Genomic DNA, 22968 nt, shown 5'->3' on the forward strand with positions numbered 1-22968 from the left:
CATCCCTTTCGTTGATCAATCATCATATCAGCGTTTGATATTGGTGGTTTCCTGCAGCATCTCATCCACAGTCTGAATGACCTTGGCGCTTGAGGAGTAGGCCCGCTGGGTCTGGATCATTGAGGTCAACTCGGTGGCGACATCGGTGGTCGATTCCTCGCGTGCAAAAGAAACAAGATCTCCTGTCGGACCTTCACCCGCGTTCCATAAGAAAAAGGTGCCGCTGTCGCGCGAGGGGGCATAGGTCTGACTGTCCAACGCCGTCAGACCGTTTGGATTCGGCACATCGGCCAGTGGAATCTGGAACATCCGGCGGCTGACCCCAGTATCATAGAAAGCATAGACATAGCCGTTCTCATCAACCTGTACGCTTGTCATCGTGCCAACGGCCGAACCATCGCGTGTGATCGAAACCGGAGCAAAGGTATCGGAAAGCTGTGTAATGCCGTCCGCATCGCCGATCTGGCCGATGTTGATCTCCATCGGTCCGCCGGCGACGTTGACGACAACGCTGCCGTTTGCCGGGTCATAGGCACCGCCGGTCACGGCGGTGACGCTGGCTAGTGTACCACCGGCTGTACGGCTATCGGTGAAGGTCAGGGTATATTCTCCGATGACAGCGCCGCCCGAGGCCGAATCGCGCAAGGTCATGGTCCATTCATTGCTGCTGCCGGTTGCAGGAACGGTGGGGACCAATTCGATATCGACGCTTTCAGACTTGCCCAAATTGTCAAAATATTCGACCGACAAGGGCTGCGTGTCACCCGGAGCACCGGCGTCGGTCGCTGTTGCAGGCAGGTTCATCCGCAGGTTCATGGATGTTGTGGGGGCGCCCGAAAGTTGATTAACGCTTAGCTGAATGGGTTCCAGAGCGGCGGGCGTATCCCTCGGGACGCTGGGGATCGAGCCATCTGGATTGGCACGCCAGCCAAGAAGTACAAGGCCGGATTGTGTGACAAGATACCCCTCCTCATTGGTGCGGAATGAGCCTGTCGTGGTCAGCAGCATCTCATTTGAACCTGACGCGATCTGCGAACTGGGACGGACAGGCAGCATGCCTCTGCCGCGCACGGCCAGATCGGTTGAATTGTTGGTGGTTACCAGCGATCCGCGCTGATCTATCAGGCGTTGGCTGGTGGTTCTGACCCCGCCTGCCGAATAGCTGCCGCCCTGACCAGATGTGACCATGGAGTGAAAGTCGGTCTCGACCCTTTTATAGCCAAATGTCGATGAATTGGCGATGTTGTCAGAGATCGTGGCCAGCCTGTTGGCGTTGGCCTTCAACGCTGCCACACCGGCATTCAGCGAAGAGGATATGGTCATCGGTACGCCCTTTTGTTGCGTCATTCGTTGATGCAACACGTACCGCACTGGCCCTTAACAGCCGGCTAACAGCTAAAATGCTGTCTATCCTTTACCCCCTAAGGGTTGCGTAAAAAGATGATCTCAATCCGATTATTGCGTACCGCCATGGGGTTTTTATCCGAAAGCTCTCGGTCCGCGTGCCCAGTCACGCGGTCCAACCGCTGTGGCTGGATGCCTTTGTTCTGCAGCAGTTGGCGGGTGCTTTGCGCCCGCGCGGTCGACAGATCCCAGACCGGGTTATTCGCCAACACGACGGGCGCAGACCGCACATGCCCTTCAACCGCGATTGCGTTTGTCACCAGATCAGAAGACCGCGCTACCAAAAGTGTCAGCGCGCGCATCATTTGGGTTGGCGTGTCTGTCCCCGATTCGAACAACGGTTGATCCTCAGTGGCGAACAGCTCGACCACCAGCCCTTCGTCGGTGACGCGGGTCACGATGTGCTTGCGCATCTTATCGGACACCAGGCTTTCCCCAGCGCGCCCCAGCAACTGCGCCTCGAGCGACGAGAAATCTTCGAACGCACCCTTACCGCCGCCTTTCGCATCCACGCCGGTTGATCCGCGCGCCTGTTTCGCCTCGGTGGGGTTCCGATTGCTGGCACCTGATCCATCCATAACCATGGTTTTTTCCGAAAACATGTTGTCACCGCCGAAGGCACCATCGCCACCGCCCGAGACCGGATTGACCGGTATCGTGGGCGAAAAATAATCCGCCAGACCCTTGCGTTGCGTCTCGGTCGTTGCATTCAGCAGCCACATCAACATGAAGAACGCCATCATGGCAGTGACAAAGTCCGCATACGCGACCTTCCACGCACCACCGTGGTGAGCATCGCCACCCGATACACGTTTCTTCTTGATGATGATTGGCGCCGCATTGGATTGCGCACCCATCTCCACCACCTTCTATTCACCCGCCTACTGGCCTAGCAGGGCAGGTGTTAAGGTGGGCTTAACACTTAAAACTGTTCTGAATTCTAAGACTGCGACACCGGGTTTACACCAGCGCGCCTTAAAACCAGAGATAATCGATTAAAGCTGTTTTCGATACCATCGGGATCGGCCTTCGCAAAAAAGCTATCTAGCTCTTCGTGGACCCGGACGGCGCGATCCAACAAAGGATCTGTTCCTTCGGCATAGAGACCGGCTTTGATCATCACCTCAGATTGCTCATAACTGCCGACCAGCTTGCGGGTTTCTGTAATCAACTGGTTCTCATCTGCGGTCGCCGCACCTGGTAGGCTGCGTGATACGGATCGGCTGAGGTCAATCGCTGGGAAGCGCCCGCGTTCGGCGATGTCTCGGCTCAGCACGACATGTCCGTCCAAGACGCCGCGCAGAATGTCCGCAATGGGCTCGTCCATGTCAGAACCCGCGACAAGAACACTGAAGACTGCGGTGATGTCACCTTGATCGGCAGTTCCGGGACCCGCTCGTTCGCACAGGTTTGCAATCAGCGGCGTGACCGATGGCGGGTAGCCACGTAGCGATGGGGCCTCACCCATTGCGGCGGCAATCTCGCGATGCGCTTCGGCAAAACGAGTAACTGAATCGGCCAGAAACAGAACGTTTAACCCTTGATCCCGCAGGTATTCCGCCACCGACATGGCCGACCATGCGCACCGTCTGCGTATCAGGGCCGATTGATCCGAGGTTGCGGCCACGACGACGGATCGTTTCAGACCTTCGGCACCCAGGGCGTTCTCGACAAACTCATTCACTTCGCGCCCGCGTTCGCCCACCAATGCAACGACCACAGCATCCGCCTGGACTGAGCGGGCAAGCGTCGCCAGAAGTGTCGATTTGCCAACGCCTGAACCAGCGAACAGGCCGATTCGCTGACCCTGGACAATGGGCAGCATCGTGTTGAGGATGGCCAACCCGGTTTCCATACGACCGCCCAGCGGCTTGCGCGATACCGCAGTTGGCGGGGCCTGCATAAGGTCACGTTTAAGCGTGCCAGGCAGCAGGGGCTTGCCGTCCAGAGGTTTGCCAAACGGATCGATCACCCGCCCAAGCCAATGCATTCCGGGCGCAAAGGCAGGCATCTGGTCGAGAGAGACCTGATCCCCCAGGCTTACGCCATCGGGTGCGGAGGCTGGCAGCATATGGATCGCGCCTGATTCGACATGCAGGACCTCGCCCGGCAGGTCCGGGCCTTTTTGTCGGCGCAGCGTCAGATGATCCCCGATCCGGGCTTGGGCGGTCAGACCATCGATTTCAACCACGCCGCGCGCAACACCGGTCACACGCCCGATATGGTGTACCGCCGACATCCTATCGAATTCGCATTTCAGACGCATCGGATCGAGATCGGCCATCGCAGGTCCTCCAAATAGATTTGTTGAAAACGGTTTCTAAAGGAATCGGGGTTAAGCCTTGATTGAAATTGATCGAGGGAGAAGCCCCGATGTTCAATGACCTGAACGTCTTTAAGACTGCGTACGCAATGGCAGCCCATGCCGGACAACGGCAAGCGGTTGTTGCGCGCAACATGGCCAACGCGGATACGCCGGGATACAAGCCCCGCGATATTGAAGCATTCCAGACAGCGTTTGAAAACACGAGCCGAGAGGTCGCGATGACCGCGACTCAGACGGGTCATCTGAATGGTGATGTGCGCGCTCAGCCTTGGGCTGAATTCACGGTCGCGGCTTCGAGCGATCCGAATGGCAATGGTGTTTCATTGGAAGAAGAGATGCTGAAAGCTGTCGAGGTCAAGCGACAACATGACCGGGCATTAGCGATCTACAAGTCTTCAATCGGTGTGCTGCGCACGAGCCTGGGCCGGGCATAGGGGAATTCACGATGAGCGATTTTTCCTACTCGCTGGACGCGTCGGCTAGCGCACTGCGTGCACAAGCAGCGCGGTTGCGTCATGTGTCCGAGAACATATCGAACGCCGATACGCCGGGATACCGGCGTAAGACAGTCCCGTTTGAGACAGTCGAACGGGACGGAAAAGAGATGGTTCAGGCGGGGCGCGTCAAACTCGATCGTCGCGACCTGAGCCGAATTTATGATCCTGGCCACCCTATGGCTGATGAGACTGGCCATTACAGAGGATCAAACGTCGATCTGATGATCGAAATAGCAGACGCCCGAGAGGCGCAGCGCAGCTATGAAGCCAACCTCAAGATGTTCGACCAGACCCGGCAGATGTCATCAAGTCTGATGGATCTACTCCGAAAATAAAGGAATACCAGAATGGATGTTCGCTCACTTACCGCCGCACAGAATTATACGGGTGCGCGCCCTGCAACGCAGGCCGACCCCGAACATCAGGGGACAGCGCAAGGGCTGCGATCCTCGTTTCAGGATTTCGTGGCGACGCTGAAACAAAGCGAGCAAGTGACGCAATCCTCGATGGTTGGGCAGGCCGACCCGCACGCTTTGGTTCAGGCGCTGGCGCAGACAGAGTTGGCAGTGGAAACGGCTGTGATCGTTCGGAACAAAGTCGTTGAAGCCTATCAGGAAATCTTGCGGATGCCGGTCTGAACGATGCTGAGCGAAGGTCTGTTCTACGACATCGTGCGCCAGGCGCTTTGGGTTGCAGTCATCACGTCGGTTCCGATCCTGGCGGTGGCGCTGATCTCGGGCCTTACAGTTGGTTTGTTTCAGGCGCTGACCTCGGTTCAGGAGATGACCCTGACCTTCGTGCCTAAGCTGATTGCAATCGTGGTCGTGTTCTGGATGTCGATGGGCTTCATGACCCAGACCCTTGTTACGTTTTTTACCGGGACATTGGTCCCGCTTATTGCCGGAGGTCGCTAATGGACACCGCTTATGTCACCTTGTCCCGCCAATCCGGTCTCATGGATGAGATGCGAATGGTGGCCAACAATATCGCCAATGCCAACACGACCGGGTATCGTCAGCAGGGGCTGGTGTTCTCCGAATTCGTCCGGGATATGCCGGGCAATCCTTCACTATCGCTCAGCCGTGCGCAGGTTCGAAACACTTCTCTGCAACAAGGTGTGCTGACCGAGACAGGCGGGGCCTTCGACTTTGCCATCGAAGGGGACGGGTTCTTTATGATCGAAACGCCCGCTGGGAACCGCCTGACGCGTTCCGGCAGTTTCTCACCCAATGCTGAGGGCGATCTGGTGACGATGGACGGGCACCGGGTTCTGGACAGCAATGGCGCGTCGGTCTTTGTCCCGCCCGACGCCGCAACGATCGATGTTGGCAGCGACGGCACGATGAGCGTCGATGGACAACTTCTGAGCCAGATCGGTGTCTACAACGTCGCCGATCCCGAAAACCTGGTGCGCGAAGGAAGCACACATTTCCGTGCAGGCGGGCAGGTGGACCCGGTGGACGAGCCGGTCGTGCTGCATCGGTTCCTCGAAGGATCGAATGTCAATGCCATTGGTCAGGTGACCCGGATGATTGAAATTCAGCGGGCCTACGAGCTCGGGCAGAGTTTTCTTGAGGCCGAAGACGAACGGGTTCGCGGGGCGCTTAAGGCATTGATGCGCTGATTACCGGAAGGAGAATACGACATGCGAGCATTGAAGATCGCGGCTACGGGCATGACCGCACAGCAGATGCGGGTTGAGACAATTTCAAACAACCTCGCGAATATGAATACAACCGGCTACAACACCCGCCGGGCCGAGTTTGCCGATCTGCACTATCAACAGATGGCGCGCGCCGGGGCGGTCAATGCCTCGGATGGAACGGTCCTTCCGACAGGTATTCAGTTGGGGTTGGGCGTGCGCCCTGCCGCCGTCACCGTACAGCTGGAACAGGGCGGGCTTTCGGCAACGGGCAGTGATCTGGATGTCGCCATCGAAGGGCGGGGTTACCTTGAGGTCACCACGCCGAATGGCCAATCCGCCTTTACCCGAGACGGAAGCCTGAAACGTTCGGCCGAAGGTCTGATCGTAACTTCTGATGGCTTTGCCGTTGCCCCTGAAATTACCATTCCAGACGATGCCAGATCGATCTCGATCAATGCGGCGGGTGAGGTCTATGCCTATTTCGATGATACGGCCGAGGGGCAGTTGCTGGGCGAGTTTACGCTGGCCAGCTTCTCGAACGCCAAGGGTCTTGAGGCCATTGGTAGCAACCTCTTCAAGGAAACCGAAGCCTCGGGTGCACCGGTGGTCGGCACCCCGGGCGAAGATGGGCTGGGCACATTGCGGCAGGGTTATCTTGAGGACAGCTCTGTCGATGCGGTGCGCGAGGTCACGGAACTGATCGAAGCGCAGCGTGGCTATGAAATGAACGCCAAAGTTATTTCCGCCGTCGACCAGATGATGGGCGCGACCACGCAGGTCCGGTGATGCGCCTGTTAACCCTCATACTATGCATGATGCCGATGCCAAGCTTGGCCGAGATCGTTGTGCCGACCCGCACGATCCGCGCCAAAGAGGTCATTGTCTCATCCGACCTCGAAATCAAAACCACTGAGGTCAATGGGGCGGTTCGTAGGCCAGAGGATCTTATCGGTCAGGAGGCACGTGTTGCGCTTTATCCAGGTCGGCCAATCCGCCCTGCCGATGTCGGTCCGCCTGCGATCGTGGACCGAAACGATCTGGTGACGCTGGTGTTCGATCACATCGCGCTATCGATCACTGCCGAAGGCCGCGCGTTGGGCCGGGGCGCAGCAGGCGAGCGTATCCGTGTCATGAATCTGGCGTCTCGCACAACAGTAACGGGCGTAATCCGTCCCGATGGACAAATTGAGGTTAAATGATGCCGAGCCTTTCGAAACCCCTGCTATTTGTCGTTCTGAGTGTTGCGGCGTGTGGACGATTGGACCACCTTGGCAAGCCGCCCAGCCTGACACCAAACACGGAATCGCCCGAACATGTTGCCATGCTGTGGCCCGGGCTTCCGCTGCACAGCCAGCCGCAGCGAACGGTCGACCAGTCCTCTTTGTGGAGCGGTGGGCAGCATTCTTTGCTTGGGGATCAGCGCGCGATGAAAAAAGGGGACATTCTAACGGTCGTGATCGAGCTGGATGAAAAGGCCGAAATTTCCAACGATACCAATCGATCGCGCGCGGGGTCGGAAAGCCTTGCAGTGCCGGAACTCTTCGGCTTGCCGCAGCGTGCAGGTGAACGACTACCTGAAGGGGCCTCACTTGATGATGCCGTTTCAATTGACTCGGCTTCGGTCAGCAAAGGGAAGGGATCGGTCAAACGCAAAGAAAAATTGACCTTGCGCGTGGCGGCAACGGTCGTCGACGTGTTGCCAAACGGTGTGCTTTCGATTTCTGGATCGCAAGAACTGCGGGTGAATTTCGAACTTCGGGAACTGCTGGTCTCGGGTTATGTCCGCCCCGAAGATATCTCGCGCCAGAATGAAATCACCTATGACAAGATCGCGTCAGCGCGGGTGTCTTATGGTGGCCGCGGGCAGATCACGGATGTGCAGCAACCACGCTATGGACAACAGATACTTGATACCTTGCTACCTTTCTGAGGGCCGCGCTTATGGGAAAACTACTACCGATCGTTTTTCTGGTTTTCGGCCTGGCTGCCGGTGCGGGCGCCCGGATCCTATTGTCCCCTTCCGGGGAAGCTGAAGATCTTGCGGAGGCTGGGCAAAAACCCAATGAAGACAAGAAAAACAAAACTAAACCCGGCAAAGATGATCAATCAGAAACACATGAGTATCTGAAACTCACCAAACAGTTCGTGGTCCCCGTGGTTTCCGAGGACGAGATATCGGCGCTCGTCACCATGTCCCTCAGCCTTGAGGTGAGGCCGGGGATTGCCGAAGCGTTTTATGAGATCGAGCCAAAATTAAGGGACCGGTTTCTGCAAGTTCTGTTTGATCACGCCAATATCGGCGGGTTTGACGGCGCATTCACGCGGTCAGACAACCTGACGGCATTGCGCAATGCGTTGCTGGAGGTTGCGAGAAAGGATCTGGGCGAAGATGTCTCGCAAGTTCTGATCATGAGTGTCAGCCGACAGGATACCTGAACGGGTTGGGGTTATGAATCCTGAGCCTTAGATTGTCGCACGCGTCGCTTGTGTTCCTGCAGGCGGCGCGACAGATCGGCAACGGCCAGTTTGCGCCCAAATGCCCCACGCAATTCTTCCATTGCCGCAAGCTTTTGTGATCGCAGGCGCGCCAACTCGGTGTTCAGGTTGCACCGTGTCAAAGATTCCCAGCCGTGCCACAACAGGTCTGTGCCGGTGACCTGATAGCCATCCGACTGTGAACTCGTCGATTTTACTTCGGCTAATTGAGAATCCAGACGCGTCAATTGCTGAAGCAACTGGGCTTCGCGCTGCAACAAAGGGTGCAATTTTTGGTGTTCCCGTTGATAAACAGCTTCGACGACGGTCAAAAGGTTGTCTATGCGATCTTGCGTCATCCGACCTGGCCCTTCGCTCGTTTGCGCATGGCTTCGGCAAACCGAATAGCTGCTGCAACGGGTCGGTAGTATTCTTCGGTAATTTCCTGTCCGATCCCGACGGTCGCGTGCAATGCGCGTGCTGTTGGTGGATCGGAATGAATAGGAATGCCTGCGTCTCCGGCCGTGGCCCTGATTGTTGCCGCGATTTCATCTACCCCTTTGGCGACGCAAACCGGAGCGCTGCCACTTGCTCGCGACCATTTCAGCGCCACCGCATAATGCGTCGGGTTGACGATCACCACATCGGCCTTGGGCACATCCGCCATCATCTGATTGGTTGCTATGTCCTGCGCGCGTTGGCGACGCTGCTGTTTGACGTGCGGATCACCCTCGGAATCCTTGGTTTCATCCTGAATTTCTTTGCGTGACATTCTGTTTTTGCGAAGGTGTTCGGCATGTTGCCACAAATAGTCGATCATGCCGATCGCCAGCGCGATCATTATGACGATAAACAGAAATTGGCTGAGTAAGTTCATCATCAACAGAATTGAGGATCTCGGGGCGGCTGCACTGGCTGTCAGAATCTTGGGCAGGTGGGTGTGCAAAAATAGGGTCAGGCATGTTCCATAGATCAACAATTTAACAAAGCTCTTGGCGAATTCGAACAACCCGCCCCGGCCAAACTTGTTCTTTGCGTTTGAGACGATCGAGATGCGTGAACCGCGTGGTTTCAGCTTTTCCGGCGCGAAGATCAGTGCGCGCTGGGCGATCAGGCTGAGCAACACCGCGACTGCCGGAACGATAAACAACGCGGCGATTGGTGCCAGAGTTGATCTCAGAATCCCAGCGACGGTGGATGTCGCGGGTCCGACGGTCAGCAAGCTTGCGAATTGATCTGATTGGTCGATCAAGACCACGAACAGAGTCCCCAGATGCTCTGCCGTGAATTGCCCCGTGAGCAAAAGTGCGACGAGCAGTCCCATGTATGCAGCCACCACCGACAGATCATTGGACTTCGCCACCTCGCCTTTTTTGCGGGCTTTTTCCAGCTTTTGCGGGGTCGCCTCAAATGACTTATCACTGTCGTCTGATGCGCTCATCGCAGCCCTCCCAGAGGATTTTGGAGAAACGCGAACAAAGCGTCAGACCAGGTTGCCAGGATCAATGGTGCCCCGGCGAAAAGCAGGAAAAGGCCTGCGAAAGTGATTGCTGGGGCACCGACAAAAGCGACTATGAGCTGCGGCATGGCGCGGTTAATTACGCCCAGTGCGAGGTTGTAGATCAGCGATGCGATGACAAAGGGCATAGCCAGCGCAAAGGCCAGTCCAAAGCTGTGGGCGACTTGCGCAACGCCCCATTGCGACAGATCAGGCGCAGTTGGAAGCGCGCCCATCGGAAACAGCATATAGCTGTGGATCATGAACTGCGCTGCACGGATATGAAGGCCAAGCAATACCGCCAGCGCCAAGCCGGCCAGCGTCAGCAGATACCCCATCGCCGGGACAGGTTCTGCGGCCGCTCCGCCCAGGATCTGAGACAAGGATGTCGCTTGCGCCGCGATTGAACCTGCAGTTTGTAGTGCAAGGACAAAAAGGCGCAACCCGATGCCGAGCATAAGACCGATCAAGACTTCGATGGTGATTAATCCAATCATTTTGTGAAAGCCCGGCATAACACCCGATGCGGGTATGGCGGGAATGACAATCATTGTGAAAGCAACTGCCACGCCCAGTTTGACCCGCACAGGGACGCTGCGTTCACCAAAGGCCGGTAGCAGCGAAACCAATGCGGACACACGAAGAAATACGGCGAACAGATGCCACAGGTTTTGCCCCAGATGTGGCAAAAGCTCTAACGGGACTGAGATCACGCGGGCACCGTTCCGACCAAGGCGGGGCGCGCCTCAAGCCCGATCTCTTCAAAAGACAGGACGGGGTTGGCGACGCCGCGCGCGTGCATAATGGTACTGAGCAATCTGCGTCGTCGGGTCGTGGTTACGACCGCCGGGAACAACCCGTGATCTGCTGATTTTGCGACGCTATCGACAACTCCATCGGCCAGCTTATTGAACAGGTTGGGCGGTAGTGCCACGTCGATACCTGCGTTCGCGGCGTCGATCTGGTAGGTGGCAAATGTGTCCTCCCATTCCGGCGCGAGTTGGATCAGAGGGATCGAGCCGTCCTCGCGCTTCATGTCGGCAACCAGTTGAAAGCCCAGCCGCTGGCGGACCAGTTCGCAGATCCCTTCGGGCTGGGTGGTGGTCAATCGTGCTTCGGCCACGCTTTCAAGGATCAGCGCCATGTTTCGGATCGAGACCCGTTCGTCTAGCAACAGCCGCAGAACAGCATGCAGTGTGTCGATCGGCACCTTGTCTGGGATCAATTCGTCCAGCATTTTGCGGTTGGCTTCAGCTCGGGTCGGATCGCTGAGCCGCGTCATCTCGGACAGCAGGCGGCGAAGGGATTTCAGGGTCATAAGACGCGAGAAATTCTGTTTGATGATCTCTAGCAGATGGGTCGCCAGAATTTCAGGAGGGGTGACGATGGTGGCCCCATTCAGTGCGGCGACCTCCTGGTCCTTGGGCAATATCCAGCGCGCCGGGGCACCGTAGACGGGTTCGGTCACATCGGTGCCATCAGGTAGAAAGTCGTGCCCGTCCTGTACCAGTGCGAGCACGAGTTCAGAATTCAGAACACCACGCGCCTGTTCGACCCCTTGTACTTTGATCACATAAGTTCCGGTCGGAAGATCGGCGCGGTCAGTCAATCGAATTTCGGGCAGGATAAGCCCAAAGCTTGAGGCGACATAGGTCCGCATGTTGGCGATCCGCGCGTCAAGGCCGGTACCGGGGTTCAGCACCATGCTGACCAGATCAGGGGCGAATTCCAAGTGAACGTCGTCGAGGTCCAGGATATCACCGATAGCCTGCGAGACCGGAGTATCAGACTCGGCCTCGGGGGTCTGAGCCTCTGCCTCGCTGGCGTGGCGTTTTCTGAGACCTGAATAAGCCGCATAGCCCAGCACCCCCGCCCCAAGAATGAACGGTAAGAACGGCAAACCGGGCACCAGGGCGAACAGCACCATCAGAACCGCTACGGTGCTCAACGCCGCCGGGTGGCGTCCAAGTTGCGAGAAGAGCGCATTGTCGGTTGCACCCTGCGTACCGCCACGCGCCAACAGCAAGGCGGACGCAATCGAGATGATCACTGCTGGTATCTGCGATACCAACCCGTCCCCAACGGTCAGGATTGCATAGGTTTCGAAGGCGGACGATACCGGCATCCCATGCACGATGACCCCCATGACCAATCCCATCACAAGGTTGAGAAGTGTGATCAGCAACCCGGCAATCGCATCGCCTTTGACGAATTTCGACGCGCCGTCGAGCGAACCGAAAAAGGTGGTCTCCTGCTGCTCGCTCTCGCGTCGTTCTTTGGCTTGCTGGTGATCGATGGCTCCAGCCGACATGTCACTGTCGATGGCCAACTGTTTGCCTGGCATCCCGTCCAGCGCGAACCGGGCACCCACTTCGGCCATGCGGGCCGCACCCTTTGTGATGACCATGAAGTTCACGATCAGCAGAACGCCAAACACCACAAGGCCCAGAAAGATGCTGCCGCCCATGACAAACTGGGCGAAACCTTCGATCACGTCACCAGCGGCGTTGGTGCCGGTGTGCCCCTGACCGATGATCAGCTTGGTTGAGGACACGTTCAGCGACAAGCGCAACATCAGTGAGGCCAGCAAGATCGTCGGGAAGGATGAGAAATCCAGTGGCCGTTCGATGAACAGCGTCAATGTGAAGATCAGTATCGCCAGCGCAAAGGATGCCGCCAGCCCCACGTCCAGGACCCAGGCTGGCATGGGCAGGATCATCATCACGATGACCGCCATCAGCGCCAGCGCCAGCAATATGGTCGGAGAGAACAAGGTGCGGGGATCGATTCGGGGCACTATCTGCTCCTAATTGAAAGCGATAAAGGCGGTGGCTGTAGCGGTTTCGGGAACCAGTGACCCCAGCGCGTTCTGGCCGACCGGATGAGCGTTCAGCGGGATGAGCGGACTGGCAGATGCTGTGAATGGATCGCGTTCGTGGGCTGTGCCCGAGCCATCCAGCTGCGCCAGGACGGTCTGAAAACGATCAGAATATGAGGCCGCAAGGTGCTGCGTGCGCGAGTGGTAGGCCCCGGCAGCGGCAGGCCATGATCCAAGTTCCGCATAAAGCTGGGCCAGAAACCGTGCTGCATAGGTTGCGTTTTCATCCGGATCGAACATCGCGTCGATCGAGCGAAAAGCCTTACCATGCCAACGATAATTGATCTGAAAGCAACCGACATCAAAGCTGCGTACACCGGATTTGAAGATGTCGAACACGTAAGACTTTGCCTCAACCTCGGAGGCAAACCAATATCCCTGTCCTTCACGATTGACGGTCCATGGCCAGGGTTCCAGTAATCCGTTCTGCGTGCGGCCTGTTTCTACGCGGGCAATTGCCTTGAGAACATCGAGCGGGACGCCTTCGGCCTGCGCAGCCCGCCGGGCCGCTTGATCACACAGCGCCGATGTTGGCGATGCGTATCCGGCCTGCGCCAGAAGGGCCTGCGCCAAGAGCGCGGAAACTAGTAGGTTTTGAGTTGGCATTCTGCCGGTCCGGAATTCTAATCAGTCCGGGCCAAGCTATCCAATCATCTGTTTACAGAGAGTTAGCGCGCCTTAGTTTCGATCAATCTTTCGGCCAAAAACCACACTGGTGTTGGTACGCAATACGCCGGGGATGCGCGCAAGTTCGTCGACCAGAATATCAAGATCATCGATCCGTGGCGCTTCGGCGGAAAGCAGCAGGTCAAATTCGCCATTGATTGACAAACACAGTTTGACCTCGGGATAAGCTTCAAGCCGCTTGATGATCCGTGTGGTTTCTTTCTGCTGCACTTCAAGCAGAACGATGATCTGAACGCGTGGCGTATCTTCGGTTTCGCGCAGGACGACCGAGTAACCTGCGATGACGCCCCGCTCTTCCATTCGATTGATGCGTTCATGCACCGTTGTTCGGGCGACGCCAAGCTTAGAGGCGATGAGGGTCGTCGAATCGCGTGCATTGTGTTGCAAAGCGGCGATGATGCGTCGGTCAAGCTGGTCCATTGCGGCTCCGGGTTCAGGCAACTTCGCCTCGGTTTAGGGTAGTTTGGTGTTCGGGCTCAAGGCTGGTGCGGATAACGGGGATGCAGTTCATCAATGATGATCGGATGCGCATGAGGTTTTGGCCCAGACAGGTGGGGGTGATCCTGTGGAAGGTCAGGATGGTTATGGACCACCGCATTGTCTTCGCGCCGTGGCCAGGCAATGAGCACAAATACCAGACCCAGAATCGCGGCAGTTACCATTCCGGCCATGGCCACAGTTACGCCAAAGCGGGTCATCAGCCACCCGGCCAAGGGATAAAGCACCAGCCAGCAAGCATGAGACAGAGTGAACTGTGCGGCAAACACGGCGGGTCGATCTTCGGGGTGGGCTGATCGGGTCAGTAGGCGGCCCGAAGGCGTCAGCATGCTGGAATACCCAAAACCAATCAATAGCCATGTCGTTGTCAGCAAACCTAATGTCATCGGCAGAGTGACAGATAGCAGCGCTGCCATCGCCATGGTGCCCGTCGCCAATGATGCACCACCCAGCATGACGCGACGCTCTGGAATGTGATCCAGAAGGCGTGGCAGTGCAAATGCCGCGAGCATCGAACCGCCACCGAACCCGGCCAGTGCGATGGCAACGGCGCTTTCAGAAAGACCAAGATCGCCGCGCACGATCACGACCGTGTTGACGATGACCATCGAACTGAGCGCGGCCGCGCTCCAACTCAGCGCCAGCAGCCCCCGCAGGCGCGGGGTTTTAAGGTAAATTCGAATGCCGCGCGTGGTGCGGTCATAGATGCCACGCGGCTGGGATGGTTTGGGTGAGGGCAAAGTTGCAGACACCACAAGCAAGGCTGAGGCGACAAAACCGACACAGGTGCCCAGAAACAGGCTGTCGAAACTGACGAACAGCAGCAAGGTGGCGGCCAGCATCGGGCTCAGCAGGCTTTCCAGATCGTAAGCCAGCCGCGACAGGGACAGGGCTTTGGTATAGTCCTGTTCGTTGGTCAGCACATCCGGGATGGTGGCCTGAAACGCGGGTGTAAATCCGGCTGAGGCGGATTGCAGCACAAAGATCAGCACGTAGACCTGCCAGATTTCGGACACGAAAGGCAGGCAGAGCGCAACCACAGCGCGCACCAGATCCAGTGCGACCAGCATCCGGCGACGATCCAGCCGCTCGGCAAAGGCAGCAGCAAGCGGGGCAACGGTGACATAGGCGATCATTTTGATCGTAAGAGCGGTACCAAGGACCATCCCGGCGGCCTCTCCGGCCAGATCAAAGGCTAACAGCCCCAAGGCAACCGTCGCCAGCCCGGTTCCGGTCAGCGCCACGATCTGCGCGGCCAGCAGATGTCTGTAAGTGCGGTTTCTCAGGATGCTGAGCATTGTCGGAATTTCTCAATCGCGGTGTCGCCGATCCATAGTTCAAGTGTTGGCCACAAGGTCAAGGGGACGCTTTTCCAAGGACGGCGTTGAGTTTGCGGGCCAAACCGCCTATCTCGGGGCCGAAAGCGCACAAAGGACAATTCCGTGGCGAACCATCTGTATAAAAATGACCTGCCGGACGGGTTGGATTTGGGCCCCATCGTGGCCATCGACTGTGAAACTATGGGGCTGAATCCGCATCGAGATCGCCTGTGCGTGATCCAGATGTCAGGAGGGGATGGCAACAGCCATATCGTTCAGGTCGAGAATGGGCAGACGCAGGCACCGAACCTTTGCGCGATGCTGGAGAACCCGAATGTTTTGAAGCTGTTCCACTTTGGTCGCTTTGACATCGCTGCGATGTATCACACCTTTGGGGCGCTGGCCGCACCGGTTTATTGCACTAAGATCGCCAGCCGCTTGGTGCGCACATATACCGACCGGCATGGTCTGAAGAACCTGTGTCAGGAACTGATCGGCGTCGATATCTCGAAACAACAACAGATGAGCGATTGGGGTGCGGACACACTGACCGATGCTCAGTTGGAATATGCTGCGTCAGATGTTCTGTACCTGCATCAGCTGCGCGAGGCTCTGGACGGGCGGCTGGCCCGCGAAGGTCGAGCCGAAATGGCACAGGCCTGCTTTGACTTCCTGCCGATGCGTGCGAAGCTTGACCTCGCAGGCTGGCCCGAAACCGATATTTTTGCGCATTCATGACTGATACCGAAGCATTCCTCAGAACCGCCCGGCAGGTTGTCACCGACGAAGCCCGTGCGCTGGATGTCCTGGCCGATGGCTTGGACGAGCACTTCGCCGAGGCCGTACAGCTGATCCTGCAAGCCACTGGCCGCATCATCATCAGTGGTATTGGAAAGTCGGGACACATTGGCCACAAGATTGCAGCCACTTTGGCCAGCACCGGAACACCGGCGTATTTCGTCCATCCTGCCGAGGCCAGCCATGGTGATCTTGGCATGGTGTCGAAAGGCGATGTGGTTCTTGCCATCTCGAATTCTGGCGAAGCACCGGAACTGGCCAACCTTCTGGCCTTCACCCGTCGCTTCGGAATTCCGCTGATCGGTTTGTCCAGCAAGCCCGAAAGCACGTTGATGAAACAGGCGGATGTGCATCTGCTGATCCCGTCACTGGGAGAGGCCTGTGGTTTTGGGATGGTGCCTTCAATCTCGACGACGCTGACACTGGCGATGGGCGACGCGCTGGCGATTGCGCTGATGAAGTACCGGGATTTCAAACCCGAAGATTTCCGCGCTTACCACCCCGGTGGAAAGTTGGGGGCGCAACTGTCTACTGTGCGTGATCTGATGCATGAAGATTTGCCCTTGGTGACCGCTGGCACCCCGATGAGCGAGGCGCTGCTGGTCATGAGTCAGAAGAGCTTTGGTGTTGTGGGAGTCACTGATCAGGCAGGTCGTTTGCTGGGTATTGTGACCGATGGCGACCTGCGCAGGAACATGGACGGGCTATTGAGCAAAAACACCGAAGAGGTGATGACCGAAAATCCAATGACCATTGCGCCAAGTGCCATGGCGGAGGAGGCAGTTGCAATCATGAACGATCGCAAGATCACGTCACTCTTTGTGGTTGATCCTGACACAAATGGCCCAGCCTTGGGTCTGCTGCACATACATGACTGTCTGCGTGTAGGATTGGGTTAGGAAGATGGCTGAAGTTGATCGCCATTCCCGATGGGTGCAGTTCCTGAAGGTGCTGCTACCGCTTGTGGCGATTTTGTTGCTGTCTTCTGTCTTTCTTCTTTCTCGCAGCGTCGACACCAATGTCTCGGTGCCGTTCAGTGATCAGGATATTGATGACCGGCTGACAGATCAGGTGGTCACGCGGCCCGACTATAAAGGTGTCACCAGCAAGGGCGAGGAAATCCGAGTCGAAGCCCGAAGGGCCAGTCAGGGTGGCGATGGCGACACGCCGACGGCAGCCGAAGTGCAGGGTCGCTTTGGACTAAGCAATGGGGGCGAGATCACACTCGAGTCCAACACAGGCATCATCAGGCCAGACAAGGGTACTGCAACGTTTGCAGGGGATGTGGTCATCACCACCAGAGACGGCATCCAGGTCACCACCGACCTGTTGAATACGTCGCTGGATGAAATACGTGGTGATAGCCCTGGACAGATTGACGGAACCGGTCCGATTGGCGACTTTACTGCCGGAAGAATGGTGTTTGGGACCGAAAAAAAGGACGGTCCGGTTCATATTCTTTTTACAGGCGGCGTGAAGTTGATATATGAGCCGCAAAAAGCAGAAAGATAACTTGTGTTCGATTTACGTGTCGCCTTTTTGTGTCTAGCCGTGGCTGTCGGAGCCACACCTGTTTTTGCACAAGAGGCTCAGGTGGCGTTCGGCTCGGTCAATGCCGACCCGACGCTGCCGGTCGAAGTGACGTCCGAGACATTGAACGTGAATCAGGAAGATGGATCGGCCGAGTTTATCGGCAACGTCATTGTCATCCAGGGCGAGATGCGCCTGACGGCAGACCGGGTTCTTGTCATCTATAACGAAGAACGCTCAGCCATCGAACGGATGGAGGCCACCGAAAACGTGGTTCTGGTCAGTCCGCCCGACGCAGCCGAGGGCGATTGGGCAGAATACACCATCGATTCCGGCGTGATTGAGATGAAGGGCAACGTGTTGCTGACGCAGGGCCCAAGTATCATCAGCGGCGACGAGATGATTGCAAATCTGACCACGGGAACCGCGACGATGTCAGGGCGCGTCAAAACCATTCTGCAACAAGGTGGCAACTGATGAACCGGCCCGAACTCTCCATCGCTGAAGGTTCTTCCGGTCTGAAGATCGAAAAGCTACGAAAGTCTTATCGCAAGAAGACCGTCATTCGCGATGTGTCCATGGAATTGAACCGCTCCGAGGTCGTAGCGTTGCTAGGCCCGAACGGATCGGGCAAGACCACCACTTTTTATTCTGTCGCGGGTCTGGTTTTCCCCGAAGCGGGCACGGTCACGATTGATGGGCAGAGCGTCACGACCCTGCCGATGTATCGTCGTGCCCGGATGGGGATCGGATATCTGCCGCAGGAGATGTCGATTTTCCGCGGGATGAGCGTTGAAGACAACATCGCTTCGGTTCTAGATATCACGGTTAAACATGCCCATCGCCGCAAGGAGCGGCTGGAAGAGCTGCTATCGGACTTTTCCATCGAACACCTGCGCCGAGCGCCTGCATTGGCATTGTCCGGCGGGGAACGCCGCCGGGTCGAAATTGCGCGCTGTCTGGCCGCCGATCCGAAATATCTTCTGTTGGACGAACCATTTGCGGGTGTCGATCCGATCAGTGTCGGTGATATCCGGCATCTAGTGGCCGATCTGAAAAAGCGTGGCATCGGAGTACTGATCACGGATCATAACGTCCGGGAAACGCTGGAGATTGTGGATCGGGCCTATATCCTGCATGATGGCCAGGTTTTGATGTCAGGCACGCCCGACGAAGTTGTCGAAAACGAAAATGTTCGCCGGGTCTATCTGGGTGAAAACTTCCGTATTTCATAAGGTTGTGCGGAGATGCGCCTGACGCATGACGGAAATCACGTATATACACACCTGTTTTGATTGACTCTTCCCTCACCTCTTGGCTCAATTGGCATATGGCATTTCTTCGGTTCCAAACTGGATCTCGATCTCCCTTCGTTGAAGGGCCGGGCCAACGGCAACCGCAGAACATGCCGATACCCCCCACCCGATAAAAACAAGTCAGTCGCGTTACGCGACGTCAGAATGGGTGTGAATTGTGAAGGAGATCACATGCGTTACCAAATCAGCGGAAAACAGATCGACATCGGTGCGGCCCTGCAGACCCATGTGCAGACCGAACTGGGCGAGGTCGTGGGCAAATATGCCCAGCGGCCTACAGACGCCAACGTCGTCTTTTCCCGTTCGGCGCATGAATATGTATGCGAAACCACCGTGCATCTGTCGACCGGCCTGACCGCACAGGCCAAGGCGCACGCGACCGAGATTTACGCGGCATTCGAAGGCTGCTGCGACAAGATGGAGACACAACTGCGACGCTATAAGCGCCGCCTGAAAGACCACCATAAGGATCGGTCCGAGCCGGTTGAACTCTTTGGCGCGTCCTCTTATATCCTCGCCTCTGACGAATCGGAGACGGCAGACGAACCCGAATCGCTGCAGCCTATGATCGTGGCTGAGATGGAAACCAAGATCCCATCGCTCAGTGTTGGTGAAGCCGTCATGCAGATGGAACTCGCTGGTGCTCCGGTACTGGTGTTCCGAAATGAGAACAAGGACGGATTGAATGTCGTTTATCGCCGCGAGGACGGCAATATCGGTTGGATCGATCCGTAACAGGCAAGACAAATCGGCCTGCCCCCGAATAGCCGGGGGCACGGCTTAGGAGCAAAATGATGGAGCTTTCGAGCATTCTAAAGCCAGAAGCGGTGCGTGTACTGTCCGCTGCTTCCAGCAAGAAGCGTTTGTTTCAGGAAATTGGCGATGTGGGCGCCGCGACGCTTGGGCTGGATGCTCAGACGATCGTAGACAGCCTGCTTGAGAGGGAGAGCCTTGGCCCAACTGGTGTTGGACATGGTGTTGCACTTCCGCACGCACGGCTTTCCGAACTGGAATCGGTTTCGGGCGTGTTTGTCATGCTGGAAAAGCCCATCGACTTCGGGTCGGTCGACCGTCAGCCGGTTGATTTGGCGTTTTCCCTGTTTGCGCCAGAAGAGGCGGGGGTTGAACACCTTAAGGCGCTGGCGTTGGTCTCGCGCACGCTGCGCGAGCAATCGGTCTGCGCCAAGCTGCGGGCCAACCCTGACCCGGTAAAGCTATATGCCATTCTGACTGAAGCGCAATCGATGCAAGCTGCCTGATTGGCCCACTTATCAACAAAAAAAGCCCCCGATTTGTCGGGGGCATTTTTTTGTTTCTTTAGCTGGCGTGATCAGCCGCCGGATCCCATTTCCAGCGTCCACCAGATCTTGCCACCGCCTTCTTGGTGCCAGGCGAATCCCATCTGGGTGGCGCGCGGGTCCATGATCACAGCACGAGGACCGGGTTCCTGCATCCATGCGGCCAGCGTTTCGGTCTCGGTCTCAAAGGTTTCCGAGATCGCTTCACCCAGGAATGTACCGAAGTAACCGGCGCGCGCCGCGCGATCCAACGGAGACGAACCGTCCGAACCGAAATGCCAGGGCCGATTCTGTCGCGCCATGTCTTTCGCATGAGTGGCGGCAGCTGCATTCAGTTGCGAGTTCAATTGGACCTGTTGCAAGCCAGATGCCTGCCGCAAGGCATTCACCGAATCCAGCATTCTAAACTGCAGCTTTTCAGGGTTGCCGCGAATTTTGTACACGGATGGCAGCGGCCTGCCATCGGCGCCAATAGCGGATGTGCCCGAATCGGTACATGCCGCAAGTGCGACAAAACAAATCGCTAGTAGAGAAAGAATACGTGTCATGATCGGCCTAAATATTGTGTCGAGAAGGGAAATAGCCTGCTTGACCGCCCGGAGCAAACCTACAATGCCCCAACCTTGCGTGATTCTGCCGGTTTGATTTGCGACTGAAGCATTCTGGCCATAAAATGCCTTATATTTTGCATTTGCTGTTAGCAGAGGACCGATCTCCATGGTCAAGAAACATATTCTTACATCGACGCGCCGGGGATTCCTGGCCGGTGCAACCGCCAGCTTGGCCTCGCCTGCGTTGGCTCAGTATATTCCGGGCGACCCGCTACGCCCCGCCCCGGAACCGGAAGCTCCGGTACGCCGCAATGTGTCGGGATTCCGTGCGCTGGACTGGCAGCCCTATTTTTCGAACACAAGAAACGGCGCCATTCTGGTGGATACCGTATCCAGAGCGCTGCATTATTGGTCAGATGATCAATCCGTATACAAACTGTACCCCTCTTCGGTGCCTCTGACCGAGGAATTGACCCGTCGCGGACGCACCAGTGTCATTCGCAAGGTGGAAGGCCCAAGCTGGTCACCGACGCCATCGATGAAGAAGCGCAACCCTGAATGGCCGGACTATATTCCGCCGGGTCCCGATAACCCGCTGGGAACACACGCTTTATATCTGAGCTGGAAGTATTATCGCATCCATGGCACCCACGATACGCGTAAAATTGGACGCCGGTCGTCGAACGGGTGCATTGGCTTGTTCAACGATGACATCGCCGAACTGTTTTCTATGGCCAAGGTCGGCACGCAAGTGTTGCTAATTTGACGACATTTTCGCGCACGAACCCGCTTGCGGGACAAGTTGCAATTGCAATCCGCCTGCATTGCTGATTAGAAAAACTCACGAGGTAAGTCTTAGATGCGTGGTTTCGCTATTGGGAATCGCGCAAATTCTGGAGGTTAATATGAAGAAACTCGTTCTCGCTGCTGCTCTGACCGCTGCTGCTTCGACCGCATATGCTGGCAACCTGGAAGAGCCGGTTGTTGAAGCACCTGTTGTTGTCGAAGAGACCCAAGGTTCGTCGCAGGGCATCATCCTGCCGCTGATCCTGCTGGTTGTTGTTGCCGCAGCTGTTGCAGCAAGCTAAGTCGACGAGACTTTATGCACTTAAAAGGCGGTGGTGCAAACCACCGCCTTTTTTCGTGTCTGGTGAAAGCGCGCGATTAGTCTAACCAACCACGCAGATTGTCTTCGATCACTTTAATCAGCGCGGCGATATGCGAATCATCGTCGTTAAGGCAAGGGATATAGGTAAACGATTCACCACCTGCCTCTTCGAAGCTCTCTTTGATCTCTTCGTTGATCTCTTCCAGCGTCTCAATGCAATCGGCAGAGAAGGCAGGTGCGATGACGGCGATGTTCTTCTTACCCTGACGCGCCAGATCAGCCACGTGATCAACGGTGTAGGGCTTCAGCCATTCTTCCGGTCCAAAGCGCGATTGAAAGGTCGAGATCAGCTGATCATCCGTCCATCCCAGACGCTCTTTCAGTAGCCTTGATGTTTTCACGCATTGGCAGTGGTAGGGGTCCCCTTGCTGCAAATAACGCTGGGGCATCCCGTGATACGAGCAGACCAAGACATCCGGTTTTGTCTCCATATCTGCATAGGCGCGCTCGACAGAGCTCGCCAACGCATCGATATAGGCAGGTTCGTCGAAATAGGCCGGAACAGTTCGGCTGGCAGGCTGCCATGACTCTTTCATCAACGCGCGGAAGAACTGATCATTTGCTGTGGCAGTCGTGGCACCGGCGTATTGCGGGTAGAGCGGGAAGAACAGGATGCGATCACAGCCTTCTTCTACCATCTCCCGGACCTTCGACGGAGTTGAAGGATTGCCGTAGCGCATGCAAAAATCCAGCATCACCCGATCGCCATACCGCTGCTGCATCGCTGCGCGCAGCTTGGCAGTCTGATCTTTGGTGATCGTCATCAACGGGCTTTCGCCCTTATCGTGATTCCAGATTGACTTGTACGCCTCACCCGAACTGAAAGGCCGCTTGGTCAGAATGATGCTTTGCAGAATCGGCTGCCACTTCCACGCCGGGTAGTCGATCACGCGCTTGTCCGACAGGAACTCGTTCAGATACCGCCGCATAGGCCAATAACTGTAGTCATCTGGAGTTCCCAGATTAGCCAGCAGGATGCCGACGCGGCCCATCTTGACCTTGGGATGGTCTGCAGGGGCATGGGTTGGACGAGTGGCATCAAACATTGAAAGCTTCCTGATTTGTGGTGTCTGGCCTGAG

The 22968-nt window shown here is 56.7% G+C and carries 30 protein-coding genes; 18 read left to right on the forward strand and 12 right to left on the reverse strand.

The window, feature by feature from the left end; all coding sequences use genetic code 11:
* Positions 1 to 27: 27 nt before the first annotated feature.
* From ACR0AU_RS19405 to ACR0AU_RS19415, 3 genes are all read right to left on the reverse strand, one after another.
* A complete protein-coding gene (locus ACR0AU_RS19405; protein ID WP_255611994.1) occupies positions 28 to 1323 on the reverse strand; it encodes a flagellar hook protein FlgE in 1296 nt (431 codons plus the stop codon).
* A 98-nt stretch (positions 1324 to 1421) separates the two neighbouring features.
* Complete coding sequence (locus ACR0AU_RS19410) at positions 1422 to 2261, reverse strand: flagellar motor protein MotB (protein WP_170567488.1); 840 nt, start codon at positions 2259 to 2261, stop codon at positions 1422 to 1424.
* An 83-nt stretch (positions 2262 to 2344) separates the two neighbouring features.
* A complete protein-coding gene (locus tag ACR0AU_RS19415) occupies positions 2345 to 3670 on the reverse strand; it encodes a FliI/YscN family ATPase (protein WP_480439526.1) in 1326 nt (441 codons plus the stop codon).
* Positions 3671 to 3777: 107 nt separating this feature from the next.
* Between ACR0AU_RS19415 and ACR0AU_RS19420 the strand changes: the two genes are divergently transcribed.
* The 9 genes from ACR0AU_RS19420 to ACR0AU_RS19460 are packed head-to-tail and all read left to right on the forward strand — an operon-like array spanning position 3778 to position 8308.
* A complete protein-coding gene (locus tag ACR0AU_RS19420) occupies positions 3778 to 4164 on the forward strand; it encodes a FlgB family protein (protein WP_170734159.1) in 387 nt (128 codons plus the stop codon).
* Between the two features lie 11 nt (positions 4165 to 4175).
* The gene (gene flgC, locus ACR0AU_RS19425; protein WP_170395265.1) at positions 4176 to 4562 is read left to right on the forward strand and encodes a flagellar basal body rod protein FlgC; all 387 of its coding nucleotides are present in this window, start codon (positions 4176 to 4178) and stop codon (positions 4560 to 4562) included.
* Positions 4563 to 4574: 12 nt separating this feature from the next.
* On the forward strand, positions 4575 to 4865 hold the full coding sequence (gene fliE, locus ACR0AU_RS19430; RefSeq protein ID WP_170734158.1) for a flagellar hook-basal body complex protein FliE: 291 nt from the start codon (positions 4575 to 4577) through the stop codon (positions 4863 to 4865).
* A 3-nt stretch (positions 4866 to 4868) separates the two neighbouring features.
* The gene (locus ACR0AU_RS19435; protein ID WP_170395271.1) at positions 4869 to 5141 is read left to right on the forward strand and encodes a flagellar biosynthetic protein FliQ; all 273 of its coding nucleotides are present in this window, start codon (positions 4869 to 4871) and stop codon (positions 5139 to 5141) included.
* Complete coding sequence (locus ACR0AU_RS19440; protein WP_170734157.1) at positions 5141 to 5851, forward strand: flagellar hook-basal body complex protein; 711 nt, start codon at positions 5141 to 5143, stop codon at positions 5849 to 5851. The genes ACR0AU_RS19435 and ACR0AU_RS19440 overlap by 1 nt, the downstream gene beginning before the upstream one ends.
* A 21-nt stretch (positions 5852 to 5872) precedes the next feature.
* A complete protein-coding gene (gene flgG, locus ACR0AU_RS19445) occupies positions 5873 to 6658 on the forward strand; it encodes a flagellar basal-body rod protein FlgG (RefSeq protein WP_480796114.1) in 786 nt (261 codons plus the stop codon).
* Positions 6658 to 7071: a flagellar basal body P-ring formation chaperone FlgA gene (gene flgA / locus ACR0AU_RS19450; RefSeq protein WP_170734156.1), complete on the forward strand. Its 414-nt coding sequence runs from the start codon at positions 6658 to 6660 to the stop codon at positions 7069 to 7071. The genes flgG and flgA overlap by 1 nt, the downstream gene beginning before the upstream one ends.
* Positions 7071 to 7802 carry a flagellar basal body L-ring protein FlgH gene (gene flgH / locus ACR0AU_RS19455; protein ID WP_170395282.1) on the forward strand — a complete coding sequence of 244 codons (732 nt, stop codon included), beginning with the start codon at positions 7071 to 7073 and terminating at the stop codon, positions 7800 to 7802. Before flgA ends, flgH begins: the two co-directional genes overlap by 1 nt.
* Before the next feature lie 11 nt (positions 7803 to 7813).
* On the forward strand, positions 7814 to 8308 hold the full coding sequence (locus ACR0AU_RS19460) for a flagellar basal body-associated FliL family protein (protein ID WP_170408681.1): 495 nt from the start codon (positions 7814 to 7816) through the stop codon (positions 8306 to 8308).
* An 11-nt stretch (positions 8309 to 8319) separates the two neighbouring features.
* Here ACR0AU_RS19460 and ACR0AU_RS19465 read toward each other — a convergent pair whose 3' ends face one another.
* The 7 genes from ACR0AU_RS19465 to ACR0AU_RS19495 form a co-directional block, all read right to left on the reverse strand.
* A complete protein-coding gene (locus tag ACR0AU_RS19465) occupies positions 8320 to 8679 on the reverse strand; it encodes a hypothetical protein (RefSeq protein WP_480796115.1) in 360 nt (119 codons plus the stop codon).
* 23 nt (positions 8680 to 8702) lie between these two features.
* A complete protein-coding gene (flhB, locus tag ACR0AU_RS19470) occupies positions 8703 to 9788 on the reverse strand; it encodes a flagellar type III secretion system protein FlhB (RefSeq protein ID WP_170734153.1) in 1086 nt (361 codons plus the stop codon).
* Positions 9785 to 10558, reverse strand: a complete 774-nt coding sequence (locus ACR0AU_RS19475) for a flagellar biosynthetic protein FliR (RefSeq protein ID WP_170734152.1) — start codon at positions 10556 to 10558, stop codon at positions 9785 to 9787. The genes flhB and ACR0AU_RS19475 overlap by 4 nt, the downstream gene beginning before the upstream one ends.
* Positions 10555 to 12642 carry a flagellar biosynthesis protein FlhA gene (gene flhA / locus ACR0AU_RS19480; protein WP_480796116.1) on the reverse strand — a complete coding sequence of 696 codons (2088 nt, stop codon included), beginning with the start codon at positions 12640 to 12642 and terminating at the stop codon, positions 10555 to 10557. The genes ACR0AU_RS19475 and flhA overlap by 4 nt, the downstream gene beginning before the upstream one ends.
* 9 nt (positions 12643 to 12651) lie before the next feature.
* The gene (locus ACR0AU_RS19485) at positions 12652 to 13329 is read right to left on the reverse strand and encodes a lytic transglycosylase domain-containing protein (RefSeq protein ID WP_480571235.1); all 678 of its coding nucleotides are present in this window, start codon (positions 13327 to 13329) and stop codon (positions 12652 to 12654) included.
* A 72-nt stretch (positions 13330 to 13401) separates the two neighbouring features.
* The gene (locus ACR0AU_RS19490) at positions 13402 to 13830 is read right to left on the reverse strand and encodes an Lrp/AsnC family transcriptional regulator (RefSeq protein ID WP_480571238.1); all 429 of its coding nucleotides are present in this window, start codon (positions 13828 to 13830) and stop codon (positions 13402 to 13404) included.
* A gap of 56 nt (positions 13831 to 13886) precedes the next feature.
* Positions 13887 to 15206 (reverse strand): MFS transporter, encoded by a 1320-nt coding sequence (locus ACR0AU_RS19495; RefSeq protein WP_170734149.1) that lies wholly within the window; start codon positions 15204 to 15206, stop codon positions 13887 to 13889.
* A gap of 144 nt (positions 15207 to 15350) precedes the next feature.
* On the opposite strand from ACR0AU_RS19495, the gene ACR0AU_RS19500 reads away from it, so the two are divergent.
* From ACR0AU_RS19500 to ACR0AU_RS19530, 7 genes are all read left to right on the forward strand, one after another.
* Complete coding sequence (locus tag ACR0AU_RS19500) at positions 15351 to 15965, forward strand: ribonuclease D (protein WP_170734148.1); 615 nt, start codon at positions 15351 to 15353, stop codon at positions 15963 to 15965.
* Positions 15962 to 16924, forward strand: coding sequence for a KpsF/GutQ family sugar-phosphate isomerase (locus ACR0AU_RS19505; RefSeq protein WP_170515699.1), 963 nt, complete (start codon positions 15962 to 15964; stop codon positions 16922 to 16924). Before ACR0AU_RS19500 ends, ACR0AU_RS19505 begins: the two co-directional genes overlap by 4 nt.
* Before the next feature lie 4 nt (positions 16925 to 16928).
* Complete coding sequence (locus ACR0AU_RS19510; protein WP_170734147.1) at positions 16929 to 17537, forward strand: LptA/OstA family protein; 609 nt, start codon at positions 16929 to 16931, stop codon at positions 17535 to 17537.
* 3 nt (positions 17538 to 17540) lie between these two features.
* Entirely contained in the window at positions 17541 to 18032 is a 492-nt protein-coding gene (locus ACR0AU_RS19515; RefSeq protein WP_480796117.1) for an LptA/OstA family protein, read from the forward strand.
* Positions 18032 to 18790: an LPS export ABC transporter ATP-binding protein gene (lptB, locus tag ACR0AU_RS19520; RefSeq protein ID WP_170395315.1), complete on the forward strand. Its 759-nt coding sequence runs from the start codon at positions 18032 to 18034 to the stop codon at positions 18788 to 18790. The genes ACR0AU_RS19515 and lptB overlap by 1 nt, the downstream gene beginning before the upstream one ends.
* A gap of 252 nt (positions 18791 to 19042) precedes the next feature.
* Positions 19043 to 19606 (forward strand): ribosome hibernation-promoting factor, HPF/YfiA family, encoded by a 564-nt coding sequence (gene hpf, locus ACR0AU_RS19525; protein ID WP_039541074.1) that lies wholly within the window; start codon positions 19043 to 19045, stop codon positions 19604 to 19606.
* Positions 19607 to 19665: 59 nt separating this feature from the next.
* Positions 19666 to 20130: a PTS sugar transporter subunit IIA gene (locus tag ACR0AU_RS19530; protein WP_170395318.1), complete on the forward strand. Its 465-nt coding sequence runs from the start codon at positions 19666 to 19668 to the stop codon at positions 20128 to 20130.
* Between the two features lie 71 nt (positions 20131 to 20201).
* Here the strand turns inward: ACR0AU_RS19530 and dalA are convergent, their stop codons facing one another.
* Positions 20202 to 20717 carry a divisome-associated lipoprotein DalA gene (gene dalA, locus ACR0AU_RS19535; protein ID WP_255611997.1) on the reverse strand — a complete coding sequence of 172 codons (516 nt, stop codon included), beginning with the start codon at positions 20715 to 20717 and terminating at the stop codon, positions 20202 to 20204.
* 169 nt (positions 20718 to 20886) lie between these two features.
* On the opposite strand from dalA, the gene ACR0AU_RS19540 reads away from it, so the two are divergent.
* Both ACR0AU_RS19540 and ACR0AU_RS19545 read left to right on the forward strand, forming a co-directional pair.
* Positions 20887 to 21486: a L,D-transpeptidase gene (locus ACR0AU_RS19540; protein WP_170395325.1), complete on the forward strand. Its 600-nt coding sequence runs from the start codon at positions 20887 to 20889 to the stop codon at positions 21484 to 21486.
* 139 nt (positions 21487 to 21625) lie between these two features.
* Positions 21626 to 21808, forward strand: coding sequence for a hypothetical protein (locus ACR0AU_RS19545; protein WP_010442520.1), 183 nt, complete (start codon positions 21626 to 21628; stop codon positions 21806 to 21808).
* A 76-nt stretch (positions 21809 to 21884) separates the two neighbouring features.
* Here ACR0AU_RS19545 and hemH read toward each other — a convergent pair whose 3' ends face one another.
* Positions 21885 to 22934 (reverse strand): ferrochelatase, encoded by a 1050-nt coding sequence (gene hemH, locus ACR0AU_RS19550; protein ID WP_170395328.1) that lies wholly within the window; start codon positions 22932 to 22934, stop codon positions 21885 to 21887.
* Positions 22935 to 22968 lie beyond the last annotated feature (34 nt).

The sequence above is a fragment of the Ruegeria sp. CG1 genome (genome assembly GCF_056537265.1).